The organism is Pseudomonas sp. ADAK13 (genome assembly GCF_012935715.1).
Lineage (GTDB): Bacteria > Pseudomonadota > Gammaproteobacteria > Pseudomonadales > Pseudomonadaceae > Aquipseudomonas.
Map to the genome: position 1 here is coordinate 792,922 of NZ_CP052860.1, position 20,004 is coordinate 812,925.

Annotated in this window: 20 protein-coding genes and 1 pseudogene; 14 read left to right on the plus strand and 7 right to left on the minus strand. The window is 58.8% G+C overall.

Annotated elements, in window-relative coordinates; translation table 11 throughout:
- The first annotated feature begins 46 nt into the window (after positions 1-46).
- Entirely contained in the window at positions 47-370 is a 324-nt protein-coding gene (gene fdxA, locus HKK54_RS03845; protein WP_003208688.1) for a ferredoxin FdxA, read from the plus strand.
- A gap of 496 nt (positions 371-866) precedes the next feature.
- Here the strand turns inward: fdxA and apbC are convergent, their stop codons facing one another.
- Complete coding sequence (apbC, locus tag HKK54_RS03850; protein ID WP_010170136.1) at positions 867-1,961, minus strand: iron-sulfur cluster carrier protein ApbC; 1,095 nt, start codon at positions 1,959-1,961, stop codon at positions 867-869.
- Between the two features lie 172 nt (positions 1,962-2,133).
- On the opposite strand from apbC, the gene metG reads away from it, so the two are divergent.
- The 9 genes and pseudogenes from metG (at position 2,134) to HKK54_RS03895 (ending at position 10,037) form a co-directional block, all read left to right on the plus strand.
- Positions 2,134-4,185: a methionine--tRNA ligase gene (gene metG / locus HKK54_RS03855; protein WP_010170138.1), complete on the plus strand. Its 2,052-nt coding sequence runs from the start codon at positions 2,134-2,136 to the stop codon at positions 4,183-4,185.
- A gap of 103 nt (positions 4,186-4,288) precedes the next feature.
- Complete coding sequence (locus HKK54_RS03860; protein WP_169386192.1) at positions 4,289-4,867, plus strand: Rnf-Nqr domain containing protein; 579 nt, start codon at positions 4,289-4,291, stop codon at positions 4,865-4,867.
- Positions 4,864-5,679 (plus strand): annotated as a pseudogene (gene rsxB / locus HKK54_RS03865) (electron transport complex subunit RsxB); the annotation flags it as partial. The gene HKK54_RS03860 and the pseudogene rsxB, both read left to right, overlap by 4 nt.
- Before the next feature lies 1 nt (position 5,680).
- Positions 5,681-6,652 (plus strand): RnfABCDGE type electron transport complex subunit D, encoded by a 972-nt coding sequence (locus tag HKK54_RS03870; RefSeq protein WP_169386194.1) that lies wholly within the window; start codon positions 5,681-5,683, stop codon positions 6,650-6,652.
- The gene (locus HKK54_RS03875; protein ID WP_169386195.1) at positions 6,649-7,260 is read left to right on the plus strand and encodes an RnfABCDGE type electron transport complex subunit G; all 612 of its coding nucleotides are present in this window, start codon (positions 6,649-6,651) and stop codon (positions 7,258-7,260) included. The genes HKK54_RS03870 and HKK54_RS03875 overlap by 4 nt, the downstream gene beginning before the upstream one ends.
- Positions 7,253-7,753, plus strand: coding sequence for an Rnf-Nqr domain containing protein (locus tag HKK54_RS03880; protein WP_169386196.1), 501 nt, complete (start codon positions 7,253-7,255; stop codon positions 7,751-7,753). Before HKK54_RS03875 ends, HKK54_RS03880 begins: the two co-directional genes overlap by 8 nt.
- A gap of 25 nt (positions 7,754-7,778) precedes the next feature.
- Positions 7,779-8,417, plus strand: coding sequence for an endonuclease III (gene nth / locus HKK54_RS03885; protein ID WP_010170146.1), 639 nt, complete (start codon positions 7,779-7,781; stop codon positions 8,415-8,417).
- A gap of 107 nt (positions 8,418-8,524) precedes the next feature.
- Complete coding sequence (locus HKK54_RS03890; protein ID WP_003208696.1) at positions 8,525-8,710, plus strand: PA3496 family putative envelope integrity protein; 186 nt, start codon at positions 8,525-8,527, stop codon at positions 8,708-8,710.
- A gap of 105 nt (positions 8,711-8,815) precedes the next feature.
- Positions 8,816-10,037, plus strand: a protein-coding gene (locus HKK54_RS03895) for an IS3 family transposase (RefSeq protein ID WP_169386197.1) whose coding sequence is annotated in 2 segments (ribosomal slippage) — positions 8,816-9,171 and positions 9,170-10,037 — 1,224 coding nt in all. Because the reading frame shifts where the segments join, the coding sequence is not laid out codon by codon here.
- Positions 10,038-10,095: 58 nt separating this feature from the next.
- Here the strand turns inward: HKK54_RS03895 and HKK54_RS03900 are convergent.
- The 3 genes from HKK54_RS03900 to HKK54_RS03910 form a co-directional block, all read right to left on the minus strand.
- A complete protein-coding gene (locus HKK54_RS03900; protein WP_003208698.1) occupies positions 10,096-10,728 on the minus strand; it encodes a response regulator transcription factor in 633 nt (210 codons plus the stop codon).
- Between the two features lie 656 nt (positions 10,729-11,384).
- Positions 11,385-12,602, minus strand: coding sequence for an argininosuccinate synthase (locus HKK54_RS03905; protein WP_003208700.1), 1,218 nt, complete (start codon positions 12,600-12,602; stop codon positions 11,385-11,387).
- Positions 12,603-12,731: 129 nt separating this feature from the next.
- On the minus strand, positions 12,732-13,640 hold the full coding sequence (locus tag HKK54_RS03910) for a flagellar protein MotY (RefSeq protein WP_010170147.1): 909 nt from the start codon (positions 13,638-13,640) through the stop codon (positions 12,732-12,734).
- A gap of 156 nt (positions 13,641-13,796) precedes the next feature.
- Between HKK54_RS03910 and pyrC the strand changes: the two genes are divergently transcribed.
- Both pyrC and rnt read left to right on the plus strand, forming a co-directional pair.
- Positions 13,797-14,843, plus strand: a complete 1,047-nt coding sequence (gene pyrC, locus HKK54_RS03915; RefSeq protein WP_010170148.1) for a dihydroorotase — start codon at positions 13,797-13,799, stop codon at positions 14,841-14,843.
- Entirely contained in the window at positions 14,840-15,517 is a 678-nt protein-coding gene (rnt, locus tag HKK54_RS03920) for a ribonuclease T (protein WP_010170149.1), read from the plus strand. The genes pyrC and rnt overlap by 4 nt, the downstream gene beginning before the upstream one ends.
- A gap of 65 nt (positions 15,518-15,582) precedes the next feature.
- Here the strand turns inward: rnt and HKK54_RS03925 are convergent, their stop codons facing one another.
- Positions 15,583-16,185 carry a peroxiredoxin gene (locus HKK54_RS03925; protein WP_003172097.1) on the minus strand — a complete coding sequence of 201 codons (603 nt, stop codon included), beginning with the start codon at positions 16,183-16,185 and terminating at the stop codon, positions 15,583-15,585.
- Between the two features lie 237 nt (positions 16,186-16,422).
- Here HKK54_RS03925 and HKK54_RS03930 point away from each other — a divergent pair, with 237 nt between their 5' ends.
- Both HKK54_RS03930 and bfr read left to right on the plus strand, forming a co-directional pair.
- Positions 16,423-16,641: a bacterioferritin-associated ferredoxin gene (locus tag HKK54_RS03930; protein ID WP_003208706.1), complete on the plus strand. Its 219-nt coding sequence runs from the start codon at positions 16,423-16,425 to the stop codon at positions 16,639-16,641.
- A 200-nt stretch (positions 16,642-16,841) separates the two neighbouring features.
- Complete coding sequence (bfr, locus tag HKK54_RS03935; protein WP_010170157.1) at positions 16,842-17,312, plus strand: bacterioferritin; 471 nt, start codon at positions 16,842-16,844, stop codon at positions 17,310-17,312.
- Positions 17,313-17,389: 77 nt separating this feature from the next.
- Here the strand turns inward: bfr and grxD are convergent, their stop codons facing one another.
- Positions 17,390-17,728 carry a Grx4 family monothiol glutaredoxin gene (gene grxD / locus HKK54_RS03940; protein ID WP_003208710.1) on the minus strand — a complete coding sequence of 113 codons (339 nt, stop codon included), beginning with the start codon at positions 17,726-17,728 and terminating at the stop codon, positions 17,390-17,392.
- Positions 17,729-17,827: 99 nt separating this feature from the next.
- Positions 17,828-19,924, minus strand: a complete 2,097-nt coding sequence (locus HKK54_RS03945; protein ID WP_169386198.1) for a molybdopterin oxidoreductase family protein — start codon at positions 19,922-19,924, stop codon at positions 17,828-17,830.
- Positions 19,925-20,004: the final 80 nt, after the last annotated feature.

Below are 20,004 nucleotides of genomic sequence, written 5' to 3' on the forward strand. Positions count from 1 at the left end.
CTGCCACAAAGGGTTTCGCTGCCGCCGCCTGAGGAGAGAATTAGAAATGACCTTCGTCGTCACCGACAACTGCATCAAGTGCAAGTACACCGACTGCGTAGAAGTGTGTCCGGTGGACTGCTTCTACGAAGGCCCGAACTTCCTGGTCATCCACCCGGACGAGTGCATTGACTGCGCCCTGTGTGAGCCAGAATGCCCGGCCGTCGCGATTTTCTCCGAGGACGAAGTCCCGGCAGAGATGCAGGAATTTATTCAGTTGAACGTTGAGCTGGCGGAAATTTGGCCAAACATCACTGAGCGCAAAGACCCGATGCCGGACGCGGCAGAGTGGGATGGCAAAAAAGGCAAGATTGCAGACCTCGAGCGCTGATAGCGTCGATGCCCTCCAATAGGCCCCTTGCGGGCCTTTTTGCATTTCTGCGGGGCGGGTTTCACTTTTCTACAGGCAAAAAAAAGGGGCGGTATGACCCGCCCACATTTTTTCCCTAGTCCCTGTGTTCCTTTTCATCGTCCTGATGAATCGCATCCTGCGAGGTTCCCTGAATCATCGTTCCGTGATGACTGTGTCAATCCGTGGACACAGGGCTGATCTTAGAGAGTTCCCGGGGAAGTTCAACGGGATCCAAATCGCTGGACTACAGGTTTCGATGTTCAGACACGAATAAATAATTGTTATATTTCAATTAGATAGAAATATAGGCAGCCGATTCGAGACGTCCGTACCGGCGAAAAAACCCAAACGCTTACGAAAAAGTAAGTGAATGCTTACACCAGCAATTACGTAAACGGGTAACAAGTGACCCTTGAGTTTTCGCCAGACAAGAAAAAGCCCCGACACAGTCGAGGCTTTTTTCCCATCCGGTGGATCAGTCGTCGCTGACAGTGATGGTCGGCATCGCCTGGGCCCCGGCTTCCTGCAGGACAATCCGCGCCCCGACGTGACGAGCCAGTTCCTGGTAGACCATGGCAATCTGGCCATCGGGCTCGGCTACGACCGTTGGCTTGCCGCCGTCAGCCTGCTCACGAATCCCCATGGACAGGGGCAGCGACGCCAGCAGTTCAACTCCGTATTGGGTCGCCAGCTTTTCGCCGCCGCCTTCACCGAACAGATGCTCGGCGTGGCCGCAGTTGGAGCAGATGTGCACCGCCATGTTTTCCACGACGCCCAGTACCGGGATGTTGACCTTGCGGAACATCTCCACGCCCTTGCGGGCATCCAGCAGCGCCAGGTCCTGCGGCGTGGTAACGATCACCGCGCCGGCCACCGGGACTTTCTGCGCCAGGGTCAGCTGGATATCACCAGTACCCGGCGGCATGTCGATCACCAGGTAGTCCAGGTTGCCCCAGTCGGTCTGGGTGACCAGTTGCAGCAACGCGCCGGAAACCATCGGGCCACGCCAGACCATCGGCGTGTTGTCGTCGGTCAGGAAGGCCATGGACATGACTTCCACGCCATGGGATTCGATCGGCACAAACCATTTCTGGTCCTTGATCTTCGGCCGGGTGCCTTCGGCGATGCCGAACATCACGCCTTGGCTCGGGCCATAAATGTCGGCGTCGAGAATGCCGACGCGCGCGCCTTCGCGGGCCAGGGCCAGGGCCAGGTTGGCCGCGGTGGTGGATTTGCCCACGCCACCCTTGCCGGAGGCCACGGCCACCACGTTCTTGACGTTGGCCAGGCCCGGGATTTGCGCCTGGGCCTTGTGCGGGGCGATCACGCACTGGATGTCGACCTTGGCCGAACTGACGCCGTCCAGGCCTTCAATGGCCATTTGCAGCATCTGCGCCCAGCCGCTCTTGAACAGCGCGGCGGCATAGCCCAGCTCAAGCTGGACCGAAACCTTGTCACCCTGCACGTCGATGGCCCGTACGCACCCGGCGCTGACCGGGTCCTGGTTCAGGTAGGGGTCGGTGTATTGGCGAAGAACGGCTTCCACCGCTGCGCGATTGACGGCGCTCATGGGCTACTCCCGAAAAAAGACTGACTAAAACAGGCGGCTATCCTAACCGTTCCAGCGCTTCAACGGCACGCTTTCGGCCGCCGGGAAAATCCTGAAACAGCCGCACGGGGTGAAATAAATTTCCCGGCGCTTTATAGTGGCCGACCTCCGTTTCATCAAGTAGCCGAGCCCCATGTCCGAGCCACGCAAGATCCTCGTCACCAGCGCCCTGCCCTATGCCAATGGTTCCATCCACCTTGGCCATATGCTTGAGTACATCCAGACCGATATGTGGGTGCGCTTCCAGAAGCATCGCGGCAACCAATGCATTTATGTCTGCGCGGACGACGCCCACGGTTCGGCCATCATGTTGCGCGCCGAGAAGGAAGGCATCACCCCGGAACAACTGATCGCCAACGTCCAGGCTGAACACAGCGCCGACTTTGCCGAGTTCCTGGTGGATTTCGACAACTTCCACTCGACCCACTCCGACGAAAACCGCGAGCTGTCGAGCCAGATCTACCTGCGGTTGAAAGACGCCGGGCACATTGCCACGCGTTCGATCACCCAATATTTCGACCCGGAAAAGAAAATGTTCCTGGCCGACCGCTTCATCAAGGGCACCTGCCCGAAATGCGGCACTGAAGACCAGTACGGCGACAACTGCGAAAAATGCGGCGCCACTTACGCGCCTACCGACCTGAAGGATCCGAAGTCGGCCATCTCGGGCGCCACCCCGGTGCTCAAGGATTCCCAGCACTTCTTCTTCAAGCTCCCGGATTTCCAGCAGATGCTGCAAACCTGGACCCGCAGCGGCACCCTGCAGGATGCCGTGGCCAACAAGATCGCCGAATGGCTGGATGCCGGCCTGCAACAGTGGGACATCTCCCGCGATGCGCCGTATTTCGGTTTCGAGATCCCCGGCGAACCTGGCAAGTACTTCTATGTATGGCTGGACGCGCCAATCGGCTACATGGCCAGCTTCAAGAACCTGTGCGACCGCACGCCGGAGCTGGACTTCGACGCGTTCTGGGCCAAGGATTCCACCGCCGAGCTGTATCACTTCATCGGCAAGGACATCGTCAACTTCCACGCGCTGTTCTGGCCGGCAATGCTCGAAGGTTCGGGCTACCGCAAGCCGACCGGCATCGCGGTTCACGGCTACCTGACCGTCAACGGCCAGAAAATGTCCAAGTCCCGTGGCACCTTTATCAAGGCGCGCACCTACCTGGACCACCTGTCGCCGGAATACCTGCGCTACTACTACGCGTCCAAGCTGGGCCGTGGCGTCGACGACCTCGACCTGAACCTGGAAGACTTCGTACAGAAGGTCAACTCGGACCTGGTGGGCAAGGTCGTCAACATCGCCAGCCGTTGCGCCGGGTTTATCCACAAGGGCAACGCCGGTGTGCTGGTGGCTGAAAATGCCGCACCCGAGCTGACCGATGCGTTCCTGGCCGCTGCGCCAAGCATCGCCGACGCCTATGAAGCCCGCGACTTTGCCCGCGCCATGCGCGAGATCATGGGCCTGGCCGACCGTGCCAACGCCTGGATCGCCGACAAGGCACCGTGGTCGCTGAACAAACAGGAAGGCAAGCAGGCTGAAGTCCAGGCGATCTGCGCCACGGGCGTCAACCTGTTCCGCCAACTGGTGATCTTCCTCAAGCCGGTACTGCCACTGCTGGCGGCCGACGCCGAGGCGTTCCTCAACGTGCCGCCGCTGACCTGGAACGACCACGCGACCTTGCTCAGCAACCATCAACTGAACGAGTTCAAGCCGCTGATGACCCGTATCGACCCGGTAAAAGTCCAGGCCATGACCGACGCTTCGAAAGAAGACCTCGAAGCCAGCAAGACCGACACTGGCGACGCGGCCCCGGCAGGCAATGGCGAGCTGGCGAAAGATCCATTGTCGCCGGAAATCGACTTTGACGCGTTCGCTGCGGTAGACCTGCGGGTTGCGCTGATCATCAAGGCCGAAGCCGTGGAAGGCGCCGACAAGTTGCTGCGCCTGACCCTGGACATCGGTGACGAGCAACGCAACGTGTTCTCCGGGATCAAGAGCGCCTATCCGGACCCGTCCAAGCTCGACGGGCGCCTGACCATGATGATCGCCAACCTCAAGCCACGGAAAATGAAGTTCGGCATCTCCGAAGGCATGGTGATGGCGGCGGGCCCTGGCGGTGAAGAGATTTACCTGTTGAGCCCGGACAGCGGCGCCAAGCCGGGTCAGCGCATCAAGTAAAACTGCGAACCGCCCCATGGTCTCGGCCATGGGGCGGTTTCAGCTAGTACCCCCTCCTCGCTTGCCGGATAATCGGATTCTGTTGGCTTAACCCGGCACGACCATGACCGATATGCTTCTCACCCTTGTCAGCACAGCCCTGATCAGCAACCTCGTGTTGCAGATGCCGCTGGCTGTCGACCCGGTGTTGGCATCCACAGCCGACTCACGCCAGCGCGTACATGCGCTGGGCATTGCTACCACGGTGCTGATGCTGCTGAGTGGCATCCTGGGGTATCTGCTTGACCACTATCTTCTGCAGCCGCTGGCGCTGACATCCCTGCGGCTGTTTGTGTTTTTGCCGGTGACGGTGTTGTTGATCCAACCGCTGTTGAGCGTCCTGGCCCGCCGGTTACCCACGCTGCCGTTCGATGGCCTATGGCTGTTATTGCTGGGGAATGCCGGCGTGTTGGGCGTGGTGCTGCTGGGTACGCAAGCGGATAAAGGGCTGACACACATGGCCGCTCTGAGCCTGGGCGCAGGGCTGGGTTTCTGGCTGGTGCTGAGCCTGTTCAGTGACCTGCGCCAACGTATTGCCGACAACGACATACCGCTGCCCTTTCGGGGTCTGCCGGTGGCGTTGATCAGCGCCGGGCTGATGGCCGTGGCTTTTCTGGGTTTCAACGCAATGATCAAACCATGAGCCTGATTCAACGTATCGACGCGCTGCTGCCGCAGACCCAATGTGGCAAGTGCGGGCACCCTGGCTGCAAGCCCTACGCCGAAGGCATTGCCCAGGGCGAGGCGATCAACAAGTGCCCACCCGGCGGGCAGGAAACCATCGCCGGCCTGGCGCAGTTGCTGAAGCTCCCGGTGCTGGAGCTGGACACTTCCCGGGGCGAAGCGCCCGCGCAGATCGCGTTTATCCGTGAAGCAGAGTGTATCGGCTGTACCAAATGCATCCAGGCCTGCCCGGTGGACGCCATCGTCGGGGCGGCCAAATTGATGCATACCGTGATTATCGACGAGTGCACCGGTTGTGACCTGTGTGTCGCGCCCTGCCCGGTGGATTGCATCGAGATGCGCCCGTTGACCTCGGTGCTGCCGATGGTCGGCGGGCTGGCCTCCAACGATGCCGAGCGCCAGGCCCGCGACCTCAAGCGTGACCGGGCCCGACGGCGGTTTGAACAGCGCAACGCGCGGCTGCAACGTGAGGAAGAACAGAAGTTCGCCGAGCGTTTGGCCCGCACCCAGCGCGCGGCGCCCGTGGCTGCGGCCGCGGTCACGGTTAACCCGGTCCAGGCGGCCATTGAGCGGGTTCGCGCGCAAAAAGCCGCCGCGAGGGACGCCGCCCTGAAGAAGGCCAAGATCAACCTGGCCATGAGCCGCGCCCAGTTGCACAAGTCCCTGAAAGCGTTCGGGCATCCGCCGACCTTTGAGCAGCAGTCGCAGTTGATCATCCTGCAACAGCACTTCGAAACCGCAGAGCAGGCGCTTGCGGCGCTGGTGGGCGCCGATGCCAGTGCTTGAAGCCGTTGATCGTCAGCAGCACGCGATGAAGCGTGTGCTGCTGGCGACGGTGCCGGGTTTGCTGGCGATGTTCTGGCTGTATGGCTGGGGCGTGTTGATCAATCTATTGCTGGCTTGTGGTTGTGCGCGGGTCGTGGAGGCTGGCGTTCAGCGGCTGCGCGGGCGTTCGGTCAGCGATCTCGGCGGCCTGGTCACGGCCACGCTGCTGGCCCTGGCGCTGCCACCTTATTGTCCGTGGTGGTTATGCGTGGGGGCCGTCGCCGGTGCGTTATTGCTGGGCAAGCACCTGTATGGCGGCAACCAGAATCCGTTCAACCCGGCCATGGTCGGCTATGCACTGATGCTGGTGGCCTTTCCCCAACCCATGACCCATTGGCCCGTCTCCCACGGCATGGACCTGCTGGCCGGCCTGCAACAGGTGTTCGGTGTGCAAGGTGATGCGCCGGATGCCTGGGCCCAGGCGACCGCCCTGGATGCCCTGCGGATCAATAAGAGCCTGACCATGGATGAGCTGTTTGCCAGCCACTCCGCTTTCGGGCACGTCGCCGGCAAGGGCAGTGAATGGGTGAACCTGGCCTTTCTGGCGGGCGGGCTGTGGCTGTTGCAACAACGGGTATTCAGCTGGCATGCGCCGGTGGGTATGCTCGGTAGCGTGTTCGTTATCAGCCTGTTGTGCTGGAACGGTTCGGGCTCGGATTCCCACGGTTCGCCGCTGTTCCATCTGCTGACCGGCGCCACCATGCTCGGGGCGTTTTTTATCGTGACCGAACCGGTGTCCGGCGCGAAAAGCCCGCGGGCGCGCCTGATGTTTGGCGTCGGCGTGGGCTTGCTGGTTTACCTGATTCGTACGTGGGGCGGTTACCCCGACGGCGTGGCGTTCGCCGTGCTGCTGATGAACCTGGCGGTGCCGGCGTTTGAGCGCCTGGCAACACCCAGACAGCCTGAGGTGAGTTCATGAACACCACACGGGGCCTGATGACGGTGTTACTGATCGCTGCGGCGGGGATCGCACTGACGTTGGGCGTGCAGCAGTTGACTGCCAGCCGTGCCAGCGAAGCCCAACACAACCTCCAGCGCCAGGCCTTGCTGGATATCCTCCCCGTCGGCACTTACGACAATCAGCCCCTGCAACACCCGCTCGCGATACATCCACAGGCACTGGCAAACAGCCAATTGCTGGGCGGCTACCTCGCCAGCATGAACGGGCAACCCAGCGCAGTGCTGCTGCGCTCGCAAACCAATGGCTATGGCGGCCCCATAGAATTGCTGATCGCCATCTCCCACAACGGCAAGCTGTTGGCGGTAAAAACCTTGAGTCAGTCGGAAACCCCAAGCCTCGGTGGGCATATCGCAGAACCTGGCAATCCGTGGCTGGCGGCATTCAAGGGACTGTCCCGAGACGACTCCAATGATTCCGCCTGGGCGCTGAAGAAAGACCACGGCCAATTCGATCAGATGGCTGGCGCGACCATCACGTCGCGGGCGGTGATCAATGGGGTTCACGATGCGTTGCGTTACTTTGATGAGCACCGCCAACGGGTGTTGGAGCCGTCAACCCATGACTAAAGCCCTGGCCCGCTCGCTGATGCTGGCGCCATTGATTGGCGTGACCGACACGTTGCCCAAGGCGTTGGGCTTCTGGGTGCTCTCGGTGCTGATCGTGACGCTGTATGGCCTGGGCATGCACACCCTGCGCAACCGCCTCGGCGAGCGTATGCAACTGATGGCCAGCCTGCTGATCGCCGCGACACTGGTCAGTTGCGTACAACTGCTCTTGCAAGCGTTCGCGTTGCCCTTATATCAACAGCTGGGTATTTACCTGGCACTGATCAGTGTTCAATGCGTGTTACTGGAGTTTTCGGGCTTTTTCGAAGCAGGCCAGGGCAAGGCACGCGTGCAACTGTTCGGCCTGTTTGGCGTACTGCTGGTCACCCTCGGCATACTGCGTGGGCTGATCGGTAGCGGCTCTGTCACCGCGTTGGCCCCCGTCGGGTTTATCCTGCTCGGGTTGTTGCTGGCCGGGCGACAAGCCTGGGCCCATTTTTCAAAATCACACTGACTGTCTGCAAGGAACCGCTCGCCCCATGAACGCCGCAAAACGCCTGGAAATTTTCCGCCGGCTTCACGAAGACAATCCGGAACCGAAGACCGAACTGGCCTATTCCTCGCCGTTCGAGTTGCTGATCGCAGTGATTCTCTCGGCCCAGTCCACAGACGTCGGCGTCAACAAGGCCACCGCCAAGCTGTATCCCGTGGCCAACACCCCGGAGGCGATCTATGCGCTTGGGGTGGAGGGGCTGTCCGAGTACATCAAGACCATCGGCCTGTACAACAGCAAGGCGAAGAATGTCATCGAGACATGCCGGCTGCTGGTGGAGCTGCATGGCAGCGAAGTGCCGCAGACACGGGAAGCCCTGGAAGCACTCCCGGGCGTAGGACGCAAAACCGCCAATGTGGTGCTCAATACGGCATTTCGCCAATTGACCATGGCCGTGGACACGCACATTTTCCGGGTCAGCAACCGTACCGGCATCGCCCGCGGAAAGAATGTGGTGGAGGTGGAAAAACAACTGATGAAGTTTGTTCCCAAGCCGTATCTGCTGGATTCACACCATTGGTTGATCCTTCACGGGCGCTACGTCTGCCAGGCCCGCAAGCCGCGCTGTGGCAGTTGCCGCATCGAAGACCTGTGCGAATACAAGGAAAAGACTTCCGACGATTGAGCCTTCATTGCTTTTATCGATGAGTCGATTGAAAAAATCTTTTTTACCAGGCCCGGGATTATCGTTATAAGGAGCGCCAACGGCAGTCTTAGCCTGGAGTTAACGTTATGAGCACTGGCAAAGAACAACTGGATGTAGAAGACGACGTTGTTGGCGCTGAATCCGACGATGATGCAGCAGAAGCACCGGTAGAGGTGGCCAAGACCAATTTGAGCAAACGCCGCACCATCGACAACCTTCTGGAAGAGCGGCGCTTGCAAAAACAGTTGGCCGATTACGACTTCGACCTCTAATCGTACCAACGACAAGCAGAAGCCTCCCTTGCGGAGGCTTTTTTCCGACTGTTGTCCCGTCCTGAATAAGGTTTACACCTTCTGACCGATCTTCAGGAGGATTCAATGGATACGGGAAAAAGGCGGAGCCAGCGCGATTACACGCTAGCTTTTAAATTGTCAGTCGTAGATCAAGTCGAAAAAGGCGAGTTGAGTTATAAAGAGGCTCAACGGCGCTTTGGCATTCAAGGCCGGTCCACGGTACTGGTTTGGTTACGCAAGCATGGCCGACAGAACTGGAGCCAAGGCGCCTCAATCCGAGCGCCGCGGAGCAGGCCGATGACCGACCCCAACCTCCCGCTGACACCCGAACAGCGGATCAAAGAGCTTGAAGAACAGTTGGCGCTGAGCAATCAGAAGGCCCAGTTCTTTGAAGCTGTCGTGAACGTCTTGAAAAATGATTACGGTGTGTCCATCGTAAAAAGCGACCCGGCAAGTCCTCTCGCAAGGGCAAATCCAAGACCTGAGCATTAGCAGGGCTTGCCTGTTTATGGGCATTTCGCGCCAAGCGTATTACAAGCGCAACCGAGCCTTTGACGCGAGAGTTTGCCAAGACCAGCAAGTCGTGGAATTCGTTCTGGAAAAGCGTCGCCGCCAGCCGAGGCTTGGGACGCGCAAACTGCACCATCTGATGGTAATTGAAGCCACAGCGGCGCTACGTGTCGGTCGAGACCGCCTGTTTTCCATCTTGCGAGAGGCGCGAGAGCTGGTCCCTCGCAAACGTGCTTATCATAAAACCACGCATAGCCATCATCGCTTCCGCCGTCACCCCAACCTACTCAAAGCTGGCCCGGAACAAGTTGTAGCCAGCAGACCTGAGCAGGTTTGGGTCGCAGACATTACCTATCTCCCAACGCGGGAAAGTGTCGCTTACGTTAGCCTGATAACAGACGCGTACTCACGCAAAATCGTGGGTCATCATGTGCACGGCAGCCTGCATACGGAGTCGGTGGTCAAGGCGCTGCAGAAGGCTGTTAGTCAGCGAAAATCCAATCAACCGCTCATTCATCATTCAGATCGCGGAGCCCAGTACTGCTCCGATTTATACCAACGGATGCATACCCGGCATGGAATCAGATGCTCAATGACTGACGGTTATGATTGCTATCAGAACGCGATGGCGGAGCGGATAAATGGGATTTTGAAGACTGAGTTTTTGCTGCATCGTCCTAAAGACCTGGCGGATGCAGTGAAAATGGTGGATGAGTCGGTGCAAATCTACAACCGGGAGCGGCCGCACTTATCCCTGAAATACAAAACGCCCGATGCGGTGCATCGGGCGTTTTGAGACTGAAACAGGTGTAAACCTATTTCAGGACTAGACATGTATGTAATGTGTGGCCGACCTACACCAACCCGTTACGCTGGGCCAGTTCGATCAAGTCCACCAGGGAGCGTGCGTTGAGCTTGAGCAGCAAGCGCGTCTTGTAGGTACTCACGGTTTTGTTGCTCAGGAACATGCCATCGGCGATCTCCTTGTTGGTCTTGCCGCGCGCCAGTTGCTGCAACACCATCATCTCCCGGCCGGAAAGGCGCTCGACCATGTCGGCTTCGCTGGCGTTGCCCATTGTGGAGCGCACCGAATTCAGCGCCTGGTTGGGGAAGTAGCTGTAACCGCACAGCACCGCCTTGACCGCACTCAACAGCTCGGTGAGGTCCTGCTGCTTGCACACGTAGCCCGCAGCCCCCGCCTGCATGCATCGCATGGAAAAATGCCCGGGCGCCTGGGACGTCAGCACCAGCACCTTGAACGGATGGGCCTGTTTGGTAGAGGACAGCCGACATATAACTTCCAGGCCATCGAGTTTGGGAATTCCAATATCCAGTATGACAATGTCCGGCATATGCTCCCGTGCAAGTTGCAAGGCATCGACACCGTTATCGGTCTCGGCAACGACCTCATAACTATGGCGTTCCATTAGCATACGCACAGCAAGACGAATGACGGGATGATCATCCACGATCAGCACTTTATTCATGGGCAAGTCCAATTTCGCTGTTCGAATTATTAAGAGTAAGCACAATAGCCTAGTCGTTTCACGCTGGGCATAGTGCTCCCCCCCAAGCAACAGCAAGCAGAGACCCAACCCACAGAGACATCGGATTTAACCTACAAAAAAACGCCAACCCGGAGGTATCCAGTTTTGTTGAGGCCTTCAGAACTTTCCGAGCACAATAATATTTTGAGTGAAAATTCCCAGGATTACCGGGGACAGCGTAAACGTGCCGTACACAAGTTTCAGCAAATACCCCTTGTGCCTCCTCGAAAAACCTGTGATTCGGGGGTGAAACCGGTTTTTTTAAAGTTCCATTCGTCATAATTAGTTACGCTCCATAAATCCTACAGCCATGTCAGCATCCGACATATTCGCAGTACATTTCTGAGTGAAATTTCTGTAGTACATAGTTCCTGCACACAAGAAAAAAAAGCCACTTTCAACAATGCATCACTTATCGAGCGAAACTAATAAACATTGCCCCCGTAAAAACATAAACATTCCACTCCGCATCCTTCAGGACTGGATTTTTTGAGCCGAACGATAAACATCACATCATCCATAATGATTTCTTGCGTATTTTCGGCCAAAAAAAATGGCCCCTTAAAGGGGCCATTTTTCATTGCAACTTAAAACACTCAGAACAACTTGCGACCCTTGTTGGCCGCAATGCGCATGCGCAACGCGTTCAGCTTGATGAAGCCTGCCGCGTCCGCCTGGTTGTAGGCGCCGCCATCTTCTTCGAAGGTGGCGATATTGGCATCGAACAGCGATTCGTCGGACTTGCGGCCGGTCACGATCACGTTGCCCTTGTACAGCTTCAGGCGCACGACACCGTTCACGTGGACCTGGGAAGCATCGATCATCTGTTGCAACATCAGACGCTCAGGGCTCCACCAGTAGCCGGTGTAGATCAGGCTGGCGTACTTGGGCATCAGCTCGTCTTTGAGGTGAGCCACTTCACGGTCCAGGGTGATGGACTCGATGGCGCGGTGAGCGCGCAGCATGATGGTGCCGCCCGGGGTTTCGTAGCAACCACGGGACTTCATGCCCACGTAACGGTTCTCGACGATGTCGAGGCGGCCGATACCGTGTTCGCCACCGATGCGGTTCAGGGTCGCCAGTACGGTGGCCGGGGTCATTTCGACGCCGTCCAGCGCGACGATGTCGCCGTTGCGGTAGGTCAGTTCCAGGTACTGGGCCTTGTCAGGAGCGTTCTCCGGGGAGACGGTCCATTTCCACATGTCTTCTTCGTGCTCGGTCCAGGTGTCTTCCAGCACGCCGCCTTCATAGGAGATGTGCAGCAAGTTGGCGTCCATCGAGTACGGGGACTTCTTCTTGCCATGACGCTCGATCGGGATGGCGTGCTTTTCAGCGTAGTCCATCAGCTTTTCACGGGACAGCAGGTCCCATTCGCGCCACGGAGCAATCACTTTTACGCCTGGCTTCAAGGCGTAGGCACCCAGTTCGAAACGCACCTGGTCGTTACCCTTGCCGGTGGCGCCATGGGAAATGGCGTCGGCGCCGGTTTCGTTGGCGATTTCGATCAGGCGCTTGGCGATCAGCGGACGTGCGATGGAGGTACCCAGCAGGTACTCGCCTTCGTAGACGGTGTTGGCGCGAAACATCGGGAAAACGAAATCGCGGACGAACTCTTCGCGCAGGTCGTCAATGTAGATCTCTTTCACGCCCATGGCTTGCGCCTTGGCACGTGCAGGTTCGACCTCTTCGCCCTGACCCAGGTCAGCGGTGAAGGTCACCACTTCACAGTTATAAGTATCCTGCAGCCACTTGAGGATCACCGAAGTGTCCAGGCCGCCGGAATACGCGAGAACGACCTTGTTTACGTCGGCCATGCCATCACTCCACGGGGTTGTACGGAAAGGCGTCGATTCTACCGACCAAAACCGTGAAATTACAGAGGCGCGACAGCAAATGAAGATAAAGCGACAGATTATGTCGAGCGGGCGACGAAACGCCGGACCTTATGAGGTGGCGGCGGCGTTGCCCGGCGCTTTGGCCTGTGGAGCCGGTTTCTCGGGGGCTGCCACCCGTTCGAGTTGAATATTCACCCGGCGGTTTTTCGCCCGGTTGGCCGGGTTGGTGTTCGGCGCCAATGGGTAGCTTTCGCCGTGAAAGCGCAGGGTAATCTGCGATTCCTCAATGCCATTGGCCTTGAAGTAGTCCATCACCGCCAGGGCACGACGCCGGGAAACATCACGGTTGGTCAGGCGATTTCCGCTGTTGTCGGAGTGACCGTTCAACTCGATGTGATTGACCGTAGGGTCGGCTTTCAGGAATTCGAGAATCACCGACAGTTTTTTCTTGGCCGCCGCGTCCAGTTCAATGCCTCCACCCGGGAAGCCCACCTCGGTCTGTTTGACCTGCTCGAAATTCATCGGCAGCAGCTTGGTGGTGCACATTTGGTAGTCGTTGTAGGCCTTGCTGAATTTCGCCGGTAACAGGCGGATTTCGGAGTAACCACCCTCACGGCTATAGTGACGCACCGTCGGGCTGCGACCTTCAAGCAGGCCGGTAAACAAGCGTCCCGCCTGGGCCTGGGAACTATTAAACAGCACATCGCCACTACCGATCCGCACTGCACCCAGGTTGATATCACCACGTCCCGGTTGCCACGGCGCAGCCGCTGCCAGCAGGGTTGCGGAACCGCCGCCCATCGAACCGTTAAAGGCTTTCAGACGAAACGTCGCCTGCTCGCCGGCCCGGCGTACGAACTCGCCCGTACCGAAATCGGTGATCGGCTGGCTCAATCGGCACTCGAATTTATCGCCCTCCACTTTCCACTCAATATTCTCCAGACGTGTCTGGAACGTGAGGGCCATCGCGGGCAGGCTGGCGAACACACTGAGCAGGGCTAGATAATGCTGGCGCACGGGAGGCTCCACTGGTTTCTACAACACATCAAGGCGTCATACATCGTTAAGGCATACCCAGGGATATCGGTCGCATCCTGCAAAACTTGATAGCGAGTGCCTGCAAGAGTCTTTTCCGGTAGCATTCCCACCAGATTGACCCGCCTGGAATCCCCAATGTCCGACCGCCTGACCCTGCTGCGTCCCGACGACTGGCATATTCATCTTCGCGATGGTGCTGCGTTGCCCCAAACCGTGGCCGATGTAGCGCGCACGTTTGGCCGCGCCATCATCATGCCTAACCTGGTACCTCCGGTGCGTAACGCCGCGGAAGCCGATGCCTATCGCCAGCGCATTCTTGCTGCACGACCGGCCGGCAGCCGCTTTGAACCGTTGATGGTGCTGTACCTGACCGACCGCACCCAGCCCGAAGAAATTCGCCATGCCAAGGCCAGCGGTTTCGTGCACGCCGCCAAGCTGTACCCGGCCGGTGCGACCACCAACTCCGATTCCGGCGTAACCAGTATCGACAAGATTCTGCCGGCCATCGAAGCCATGGCGGAAGTCGGCATGCCGTTGCTGATCCACGGTGAAGTCACCCGTGGCGATGTCGATGTATTCGATCGTGAAAAGATCTTCATCGACGAGCACATGCGCCGCGTGGTGGAGTTGTTCCCGACCCTCAAGGTCGTGTTCGAGCACATCACCACCGCCGATGCCGTGCAGTTCGTCACCGAGGCTTCGGCTAACGTCGGCGCGACCATCACCGCGCATCACCTGTTGTACAACCGCAACCACATGCTGGTGGGCGGGATTCGGCCGCACTTCTATTGCCTGCCGATTCTCAAGCGCAACACGCACCAGGTGGCGCTGCTGGATGCCGCCACCAGTGGCAGCGAGAAATTTTTCCTCGGTACCGACTCCGCGCCCCACGCCCAACACGCCAAAGAAGCAGCGTGCGGTTGTGCCGGTTGCTACACCGCCTATGCGGCGATCGAGTTGTATGCCGAAGCGTTCGAACAACGCAACGCGCTGGACAAGCTTGAAGCGTTCGCCAGCCTCAACGGCCCGCGTTTCTATGGCCTGCCGGCGAATACCGACCGCATTACCCTGGTCCGTGAAGACTGGACCGCCCCCACCAGCCTGCCGTTTGGCGAGCTGACCGTTATCCCGCTGCGCGCCGGTGAAACACTGCGCTGGCGCCTGCTGGAGGAACACCCGTGAGTGAAGACCATTACGACGACGACCAGGAACACGGCGGCGGTGGTGGCGGTTCCCGTCACCCGATGGCCGAGCGGTTCCGTGGCTACCTCCCGGTCGTTATCGACGTAGAAACCGGCGGCTTCAATTGCGCCACTGACGCATTGCTGGAAATCGCCGCCACGACCATCGGCATGGATGAACAGGGTTTCGTGTTCCCGGAACACACCCATTTCTTCCGCGTCGAGCCGTTCGAAGGCGCCAACATCGAAGCCGCAGCTTTGGAGTTCACCGGGATCAAGCTCGATCACCCACTGCGCATGGCCGTCAGTGAAGAAGCGGCGCTGACCGACATCTTCCGTGGCGTGCGCAAGGCGTTGAAGGCCAACGGCTGCAAACGCGCAATCCTGGTGGGCCACAACAGCAGCTTCGACTTGGGCTTCCTCAACGCGGCTGTGGCGCGCCTGGACATGAAACGTAACCCGTTTCACCCGTTCTCCAGCTTCGACACCGCGACCCTCGCTGGCTTGGCCTATGGCCAGACCGTGCTGGCCAAAGCCTGCCAGGCCGCCGGTATCGACTTCGACGGTCGTGAAGCCCACTCGGCCCGCTACGACACCGAGAAGACGGCCGAGCTGTTCTGCGGCATCGTCAACCGCTGGAAACAGATGGGCGGCTGGGAAGACTTCAACGACTGAAGCCAAACCCCGCGCATAAAAAAACCGGCCTTCTCAGGCCGGTTTTTTTGTCCCGCGAATCCGACTTACAGCTTGCCGGCGTTCTCGGTCAGGTAAGCCGCAACGCCTTCTGGCGAAGCGTTCATGCCTTTGTCGCCTTTTTTCCAGTTGGCAGGGCAAACTTCGCCGTGCTCTTCGTGGAATTGCAGAGCGTCGACCAGACGGATCAGCTCTTCCATGTTACGGCCCAGCGGCAGGTCGTTGATGATCTGCGAGCGGACAACGCCCTTGTCGTCGATCAGGAATGCGCCACGGAAAGCCACGCCGCCTTCGGACTCAACGTCGTAAGCCTTGGCGATGTCGTGCTTCATGTCGGCAGCCATGGTGTATTTGACTTTGCCGATACCGCCATCATTGATGGCAGTGTTGCGCCAGGCGTTGTGGGTGAAATGGGAGTCGATGGAAACGGCTACCACTTCAACGTTGCGCGCCTTGAAATCGTCCATGCGGTGATCCAGAGCGATCAGCTCCGAAGGGCAGACGAAGGTGAAGTCCAGCGGGTAGAAGAACACCAGGCCGTATTTGCCTTTGATGGCTTCAGACAGTTTGAAGCTGTCTACGATTTCGCCATTGCCGAGGACGGCGGGTACGTCGAAATCCGGGGCTTGTTTGCCGACGAGTACGCTCATTGGGTATCTCCTGATGGTGGTGACTGAAGTAAAAGGATCCGCCCCAGTGTGCCGCAGCTAAACGACAGGCCTGTGACGCGATCACGCTTCGTGAAGACCGACCATCATACCGGAAAAAAGCCGTTCGTCAGTGAGCCCGCTTGCAAACAGCAAGCCTTGTGAAACTACTTTGACAATCATTCTCGTTAACATTAAGATCCGTCGCACTTAAGCCTTAAACCGCGATGGTTCTCCCTTATGTATGTCTGCCTCTGCACTGGCGTCACCGACGGACAAATCCGCGAAGCGATCTATGAAGGTTGCTGCAGCTACAAGGAAGTACGTGAAACCACCGGCGTGGCCAGCCAATGCGGCAAATGTGCCTGCCTCGCCAAGCAAGTGGTACGGGAAACCCTGACGCAGCTGCAAACTGCCCAGGCTGCGATCCCCTACTCAGCAGAATTTACACACGCATAATTGGCGTGTTTTAAAGAACCGGACTTAGTGTCCGGTTTTTTTATGCCCGAAATTCAAACAGTTAGCGCCAAGACGCGGAACACAAACATTCTTATTCCGATTAATTTTCATTTATTATTCAATAACTTAGGTTTGACAGTAGTCAATACGCCGCTCAAACTCCGCCTTATATACAGCTAATACAGGGCAGGACCCCAATCATGAAAGGCGACATTACAGTCATCCAGCAACTCAACAAAATCCTTGCCAATGAACTGGTCGCGATCAATCAGTACTTCCTGCATGCACGCATGTATGACGATTGGGGCCTGGAAAAGCTGGGCAAGCGTGAATACAAAGAATCCATCAAGGCCATGAAGGACGCTGACGCGCTGATCAAGCGCATCCTGTTTCTGGAAGGCCTGCCGAACGTGCAGGACCTGGGCAAGCTGAACATCGGCGAGCACACCCAGGAAATGATCAACTGCGACCTGAACTTCGAGCGCAAGAGCCACACCGACCTCAAGGCCGCCATCGCTCATTGCGAAACCAAGGGCGACTTCGGCAGCCGCGAGTTGCTGGAAGATATCCTTGAAGACCAGGAAGAACACATCGACTGGCTGGAAACCCAAATCGGCCTGATCGACAAAGTGACTATCGAGAATTACCTGCAATCGCAGATGGGTGAATAACCCTTAGTTCCCGGCCACTAAAAAGCCCCGCTCTCTTTCGAGAAGCGGGGCTTTTTATTGCCGCAGCCTGGAAAAAATCAGGCTTCGGTCTTCGCCGCAGCCTTGGCTGCTGCGTCTTTGATCAGTGCCTGCAACGAACCATCAGCGGCCATTTCGGTGATGATGTCGCTACCGCCGACCAACTCACCGGCCACCCACAGCTGCGGGAAGGTTGGCCAGTTGGCGTACTTCGGCAGGTTGGCACGGATTTCCGGGTTCTGCAGGATATCCACGTAGGCGAATTTCTCGCCACATTGCATGATTGCCTGGGAAGCCTTTGCGGAGAAGCCACACTGAGGCGCGTTAGGTGCGCCTTTCATGTAAAGCAGAATAGTGTTGTTGGCAATCTGCTCTTTGATCGTTTCGATGATATCCATGGAACACCTCGGCTGGAACTTTCCGACTCATGGGTCGGCACGGTGGCGCATTGTAACGCAAACCCCAGCGTGACGCTCGGACTCCCCGACAGACAATCCTTACGCCGCCGCCACCTGCACCGGCACGCCATTCAACGCCGCGTTACCCGACAGCTCATCCAATTGCCGCTCGTCCGTCAGATCGTTTGCGCTCGCCCCCGGCTGCCCGCTGGCGATGGTCATCTGCACGCCCGGACGGCCGTGGCCCCAACCGTGAGGCAGGCTGACCACGCCGGGCATCATGTCCCGGCTGGCCAACACCTCCACTTCGATCATGCCGATGCGCGAACTCACGCGCACTCGCTGCCCATCAATAAGCTGACGGTGGGCCAGGTCGTCGGGGTGCATCAGCAACTGGTGACGGGGCTTGCCCTTCACCAGTCGGTGGTAGTTATGCATCCAGGAGTTGTTGCTGCGCACATGGCGACGGCCAATCAGCAGCAACTCATTCACCTCGGGCACCGGCTGTGCGGCAAAACGCGCAAGGTCGGCGAGGATCACCGGCGGCGCCGCCTGCAGATGGCCATTGGCGGTTTTCATGCGGCCCGCCAGGTTCGGCTTCAGCGGCCCGAGGTCCAGGCCGTGAGGATGATCCGCCAGCGCGGCAATGGACAACGTATCGCCATAAGGCCCGGCCCGCAGCCCGAAGTCGATCATCTGCGCGGGCGGCATGGTGGGCTTGAGTGCATGACCGGTTTTCGCGGCAAACGCCTGGGCCAGGCCGACGAAGATTTCCCAGTCATGCAACGCACCCTCGGGTTTTGGCAGGATGGCGCGGTTGAAGCGGGTGACATTGCGCACTGCGAACATGTTGAACGTGGTGTCGTAGTGATCGTTTTCCAGGGCCGAGGTGGACGGCAGGATCAGGTCGGCATAGCGCGTGGTTTCATTGATGTACAGGTCGACACTGACCATGAACTCCAGCCCATCCAGCGCCTGCTCCAGTTGCCGGCCGTTGGGCGTGGACAGCACCGGGTTCCCCGCCACCGTCACCAGGGCGCGGATCTGTCCTTCACCCTCGGTGAGCATTTCTTCAGCCAATGCCGACACAGGCAACTCGCCACCGTACTCTGGCCGCCCGGAAACCCGGCTCTGCCAGCGATTGAAATGCCCGCCGGAGGTGGAGGCGACCAGGTCGACTGCCGGCGTAGTGCACACGGCGCCGCCCACGCGGTCCAGGTTGCCGGTGACCAGGTTGATCAACTGCACCAGCCAATGGCACAGCGTGCCGAAGGCCTGGGTCGACACACCCATGCGGCCATAACACACCGCCTTGTCAGCCGCAGCGAAGTCCCGCGCCAACTGGCGGATCTGCTCGGCAGGCACCGCGCATTGGCGGCTCATGGCCTCGGCGGTGAACCCGGCCACGGCCTGGCGCACTTCATCCAGGCCGTCGACCGGTAGGTGACTGTCACGGGTCAAGTTCTCGGCGAACAGCGTATTGAGCAAGCCGAACAACAGCGCCGCATCGCCACCCGGGCGCACAAACAGATGCTGGTCGGCCATCGCTGCCGTCTCGCTGCGGCGCGGATCAATCACCACCACTTTGCCGCCCCGGGCCTGGATCGCCTTCAGGCGTTTCTCCACGTCCGGTACGGTCATGATGCTGCCGTTGGACGCCAGCGGGTTGCCGCCGAGGATCAGCATGAAATCGGTATGGTCGATGTCCGGGATCGGCAGCAACAGGCCGTGGCCGTACATCAGGTGACTGGTGAGGTGATGGGGCAACTGGTCCACGGAGGTGGCGGAAAACCGATTGCGGGTCTTGAGCTGGCCGAGGAAGTAATTGCTGTGGGTCATCAGGCCATAGTTGTGCACGCTCGGATTGCCCTGGTACACCGCCACCGCATTTTGCCCATGGCGTGCCTGGATGCCCGCGAGGCGCTCGGCTACGAGCGCAAAGGCGTCGTCCCACGGGATCGGCTGCCATTCACTGCCCACCCGCAACATGGGCTGGTGCAGGCGATCCGGGTCGTTCTGGATGTCCTGCAGGGCCACGGCCTTGGGGCAGATATGACCACGACTGAACGTGTCCAGGGGGTCGCCCTTGATCGAGGTGATCGCCAGGCTCCCGTCTTCGCCCTGGGTGGTTTCCAGTGTCAGGCCGCAGATGGCTTCGCACAGATGGCAGGCACGGTGGTGGAGAGTCTTGGTCATGGCCAGTCTCTTTATTGTGGGCTGAACGCTTCGGACAAAAACTATGGCCCGCCCCAGGCAGCAGCGCCAGCAACGTTCGT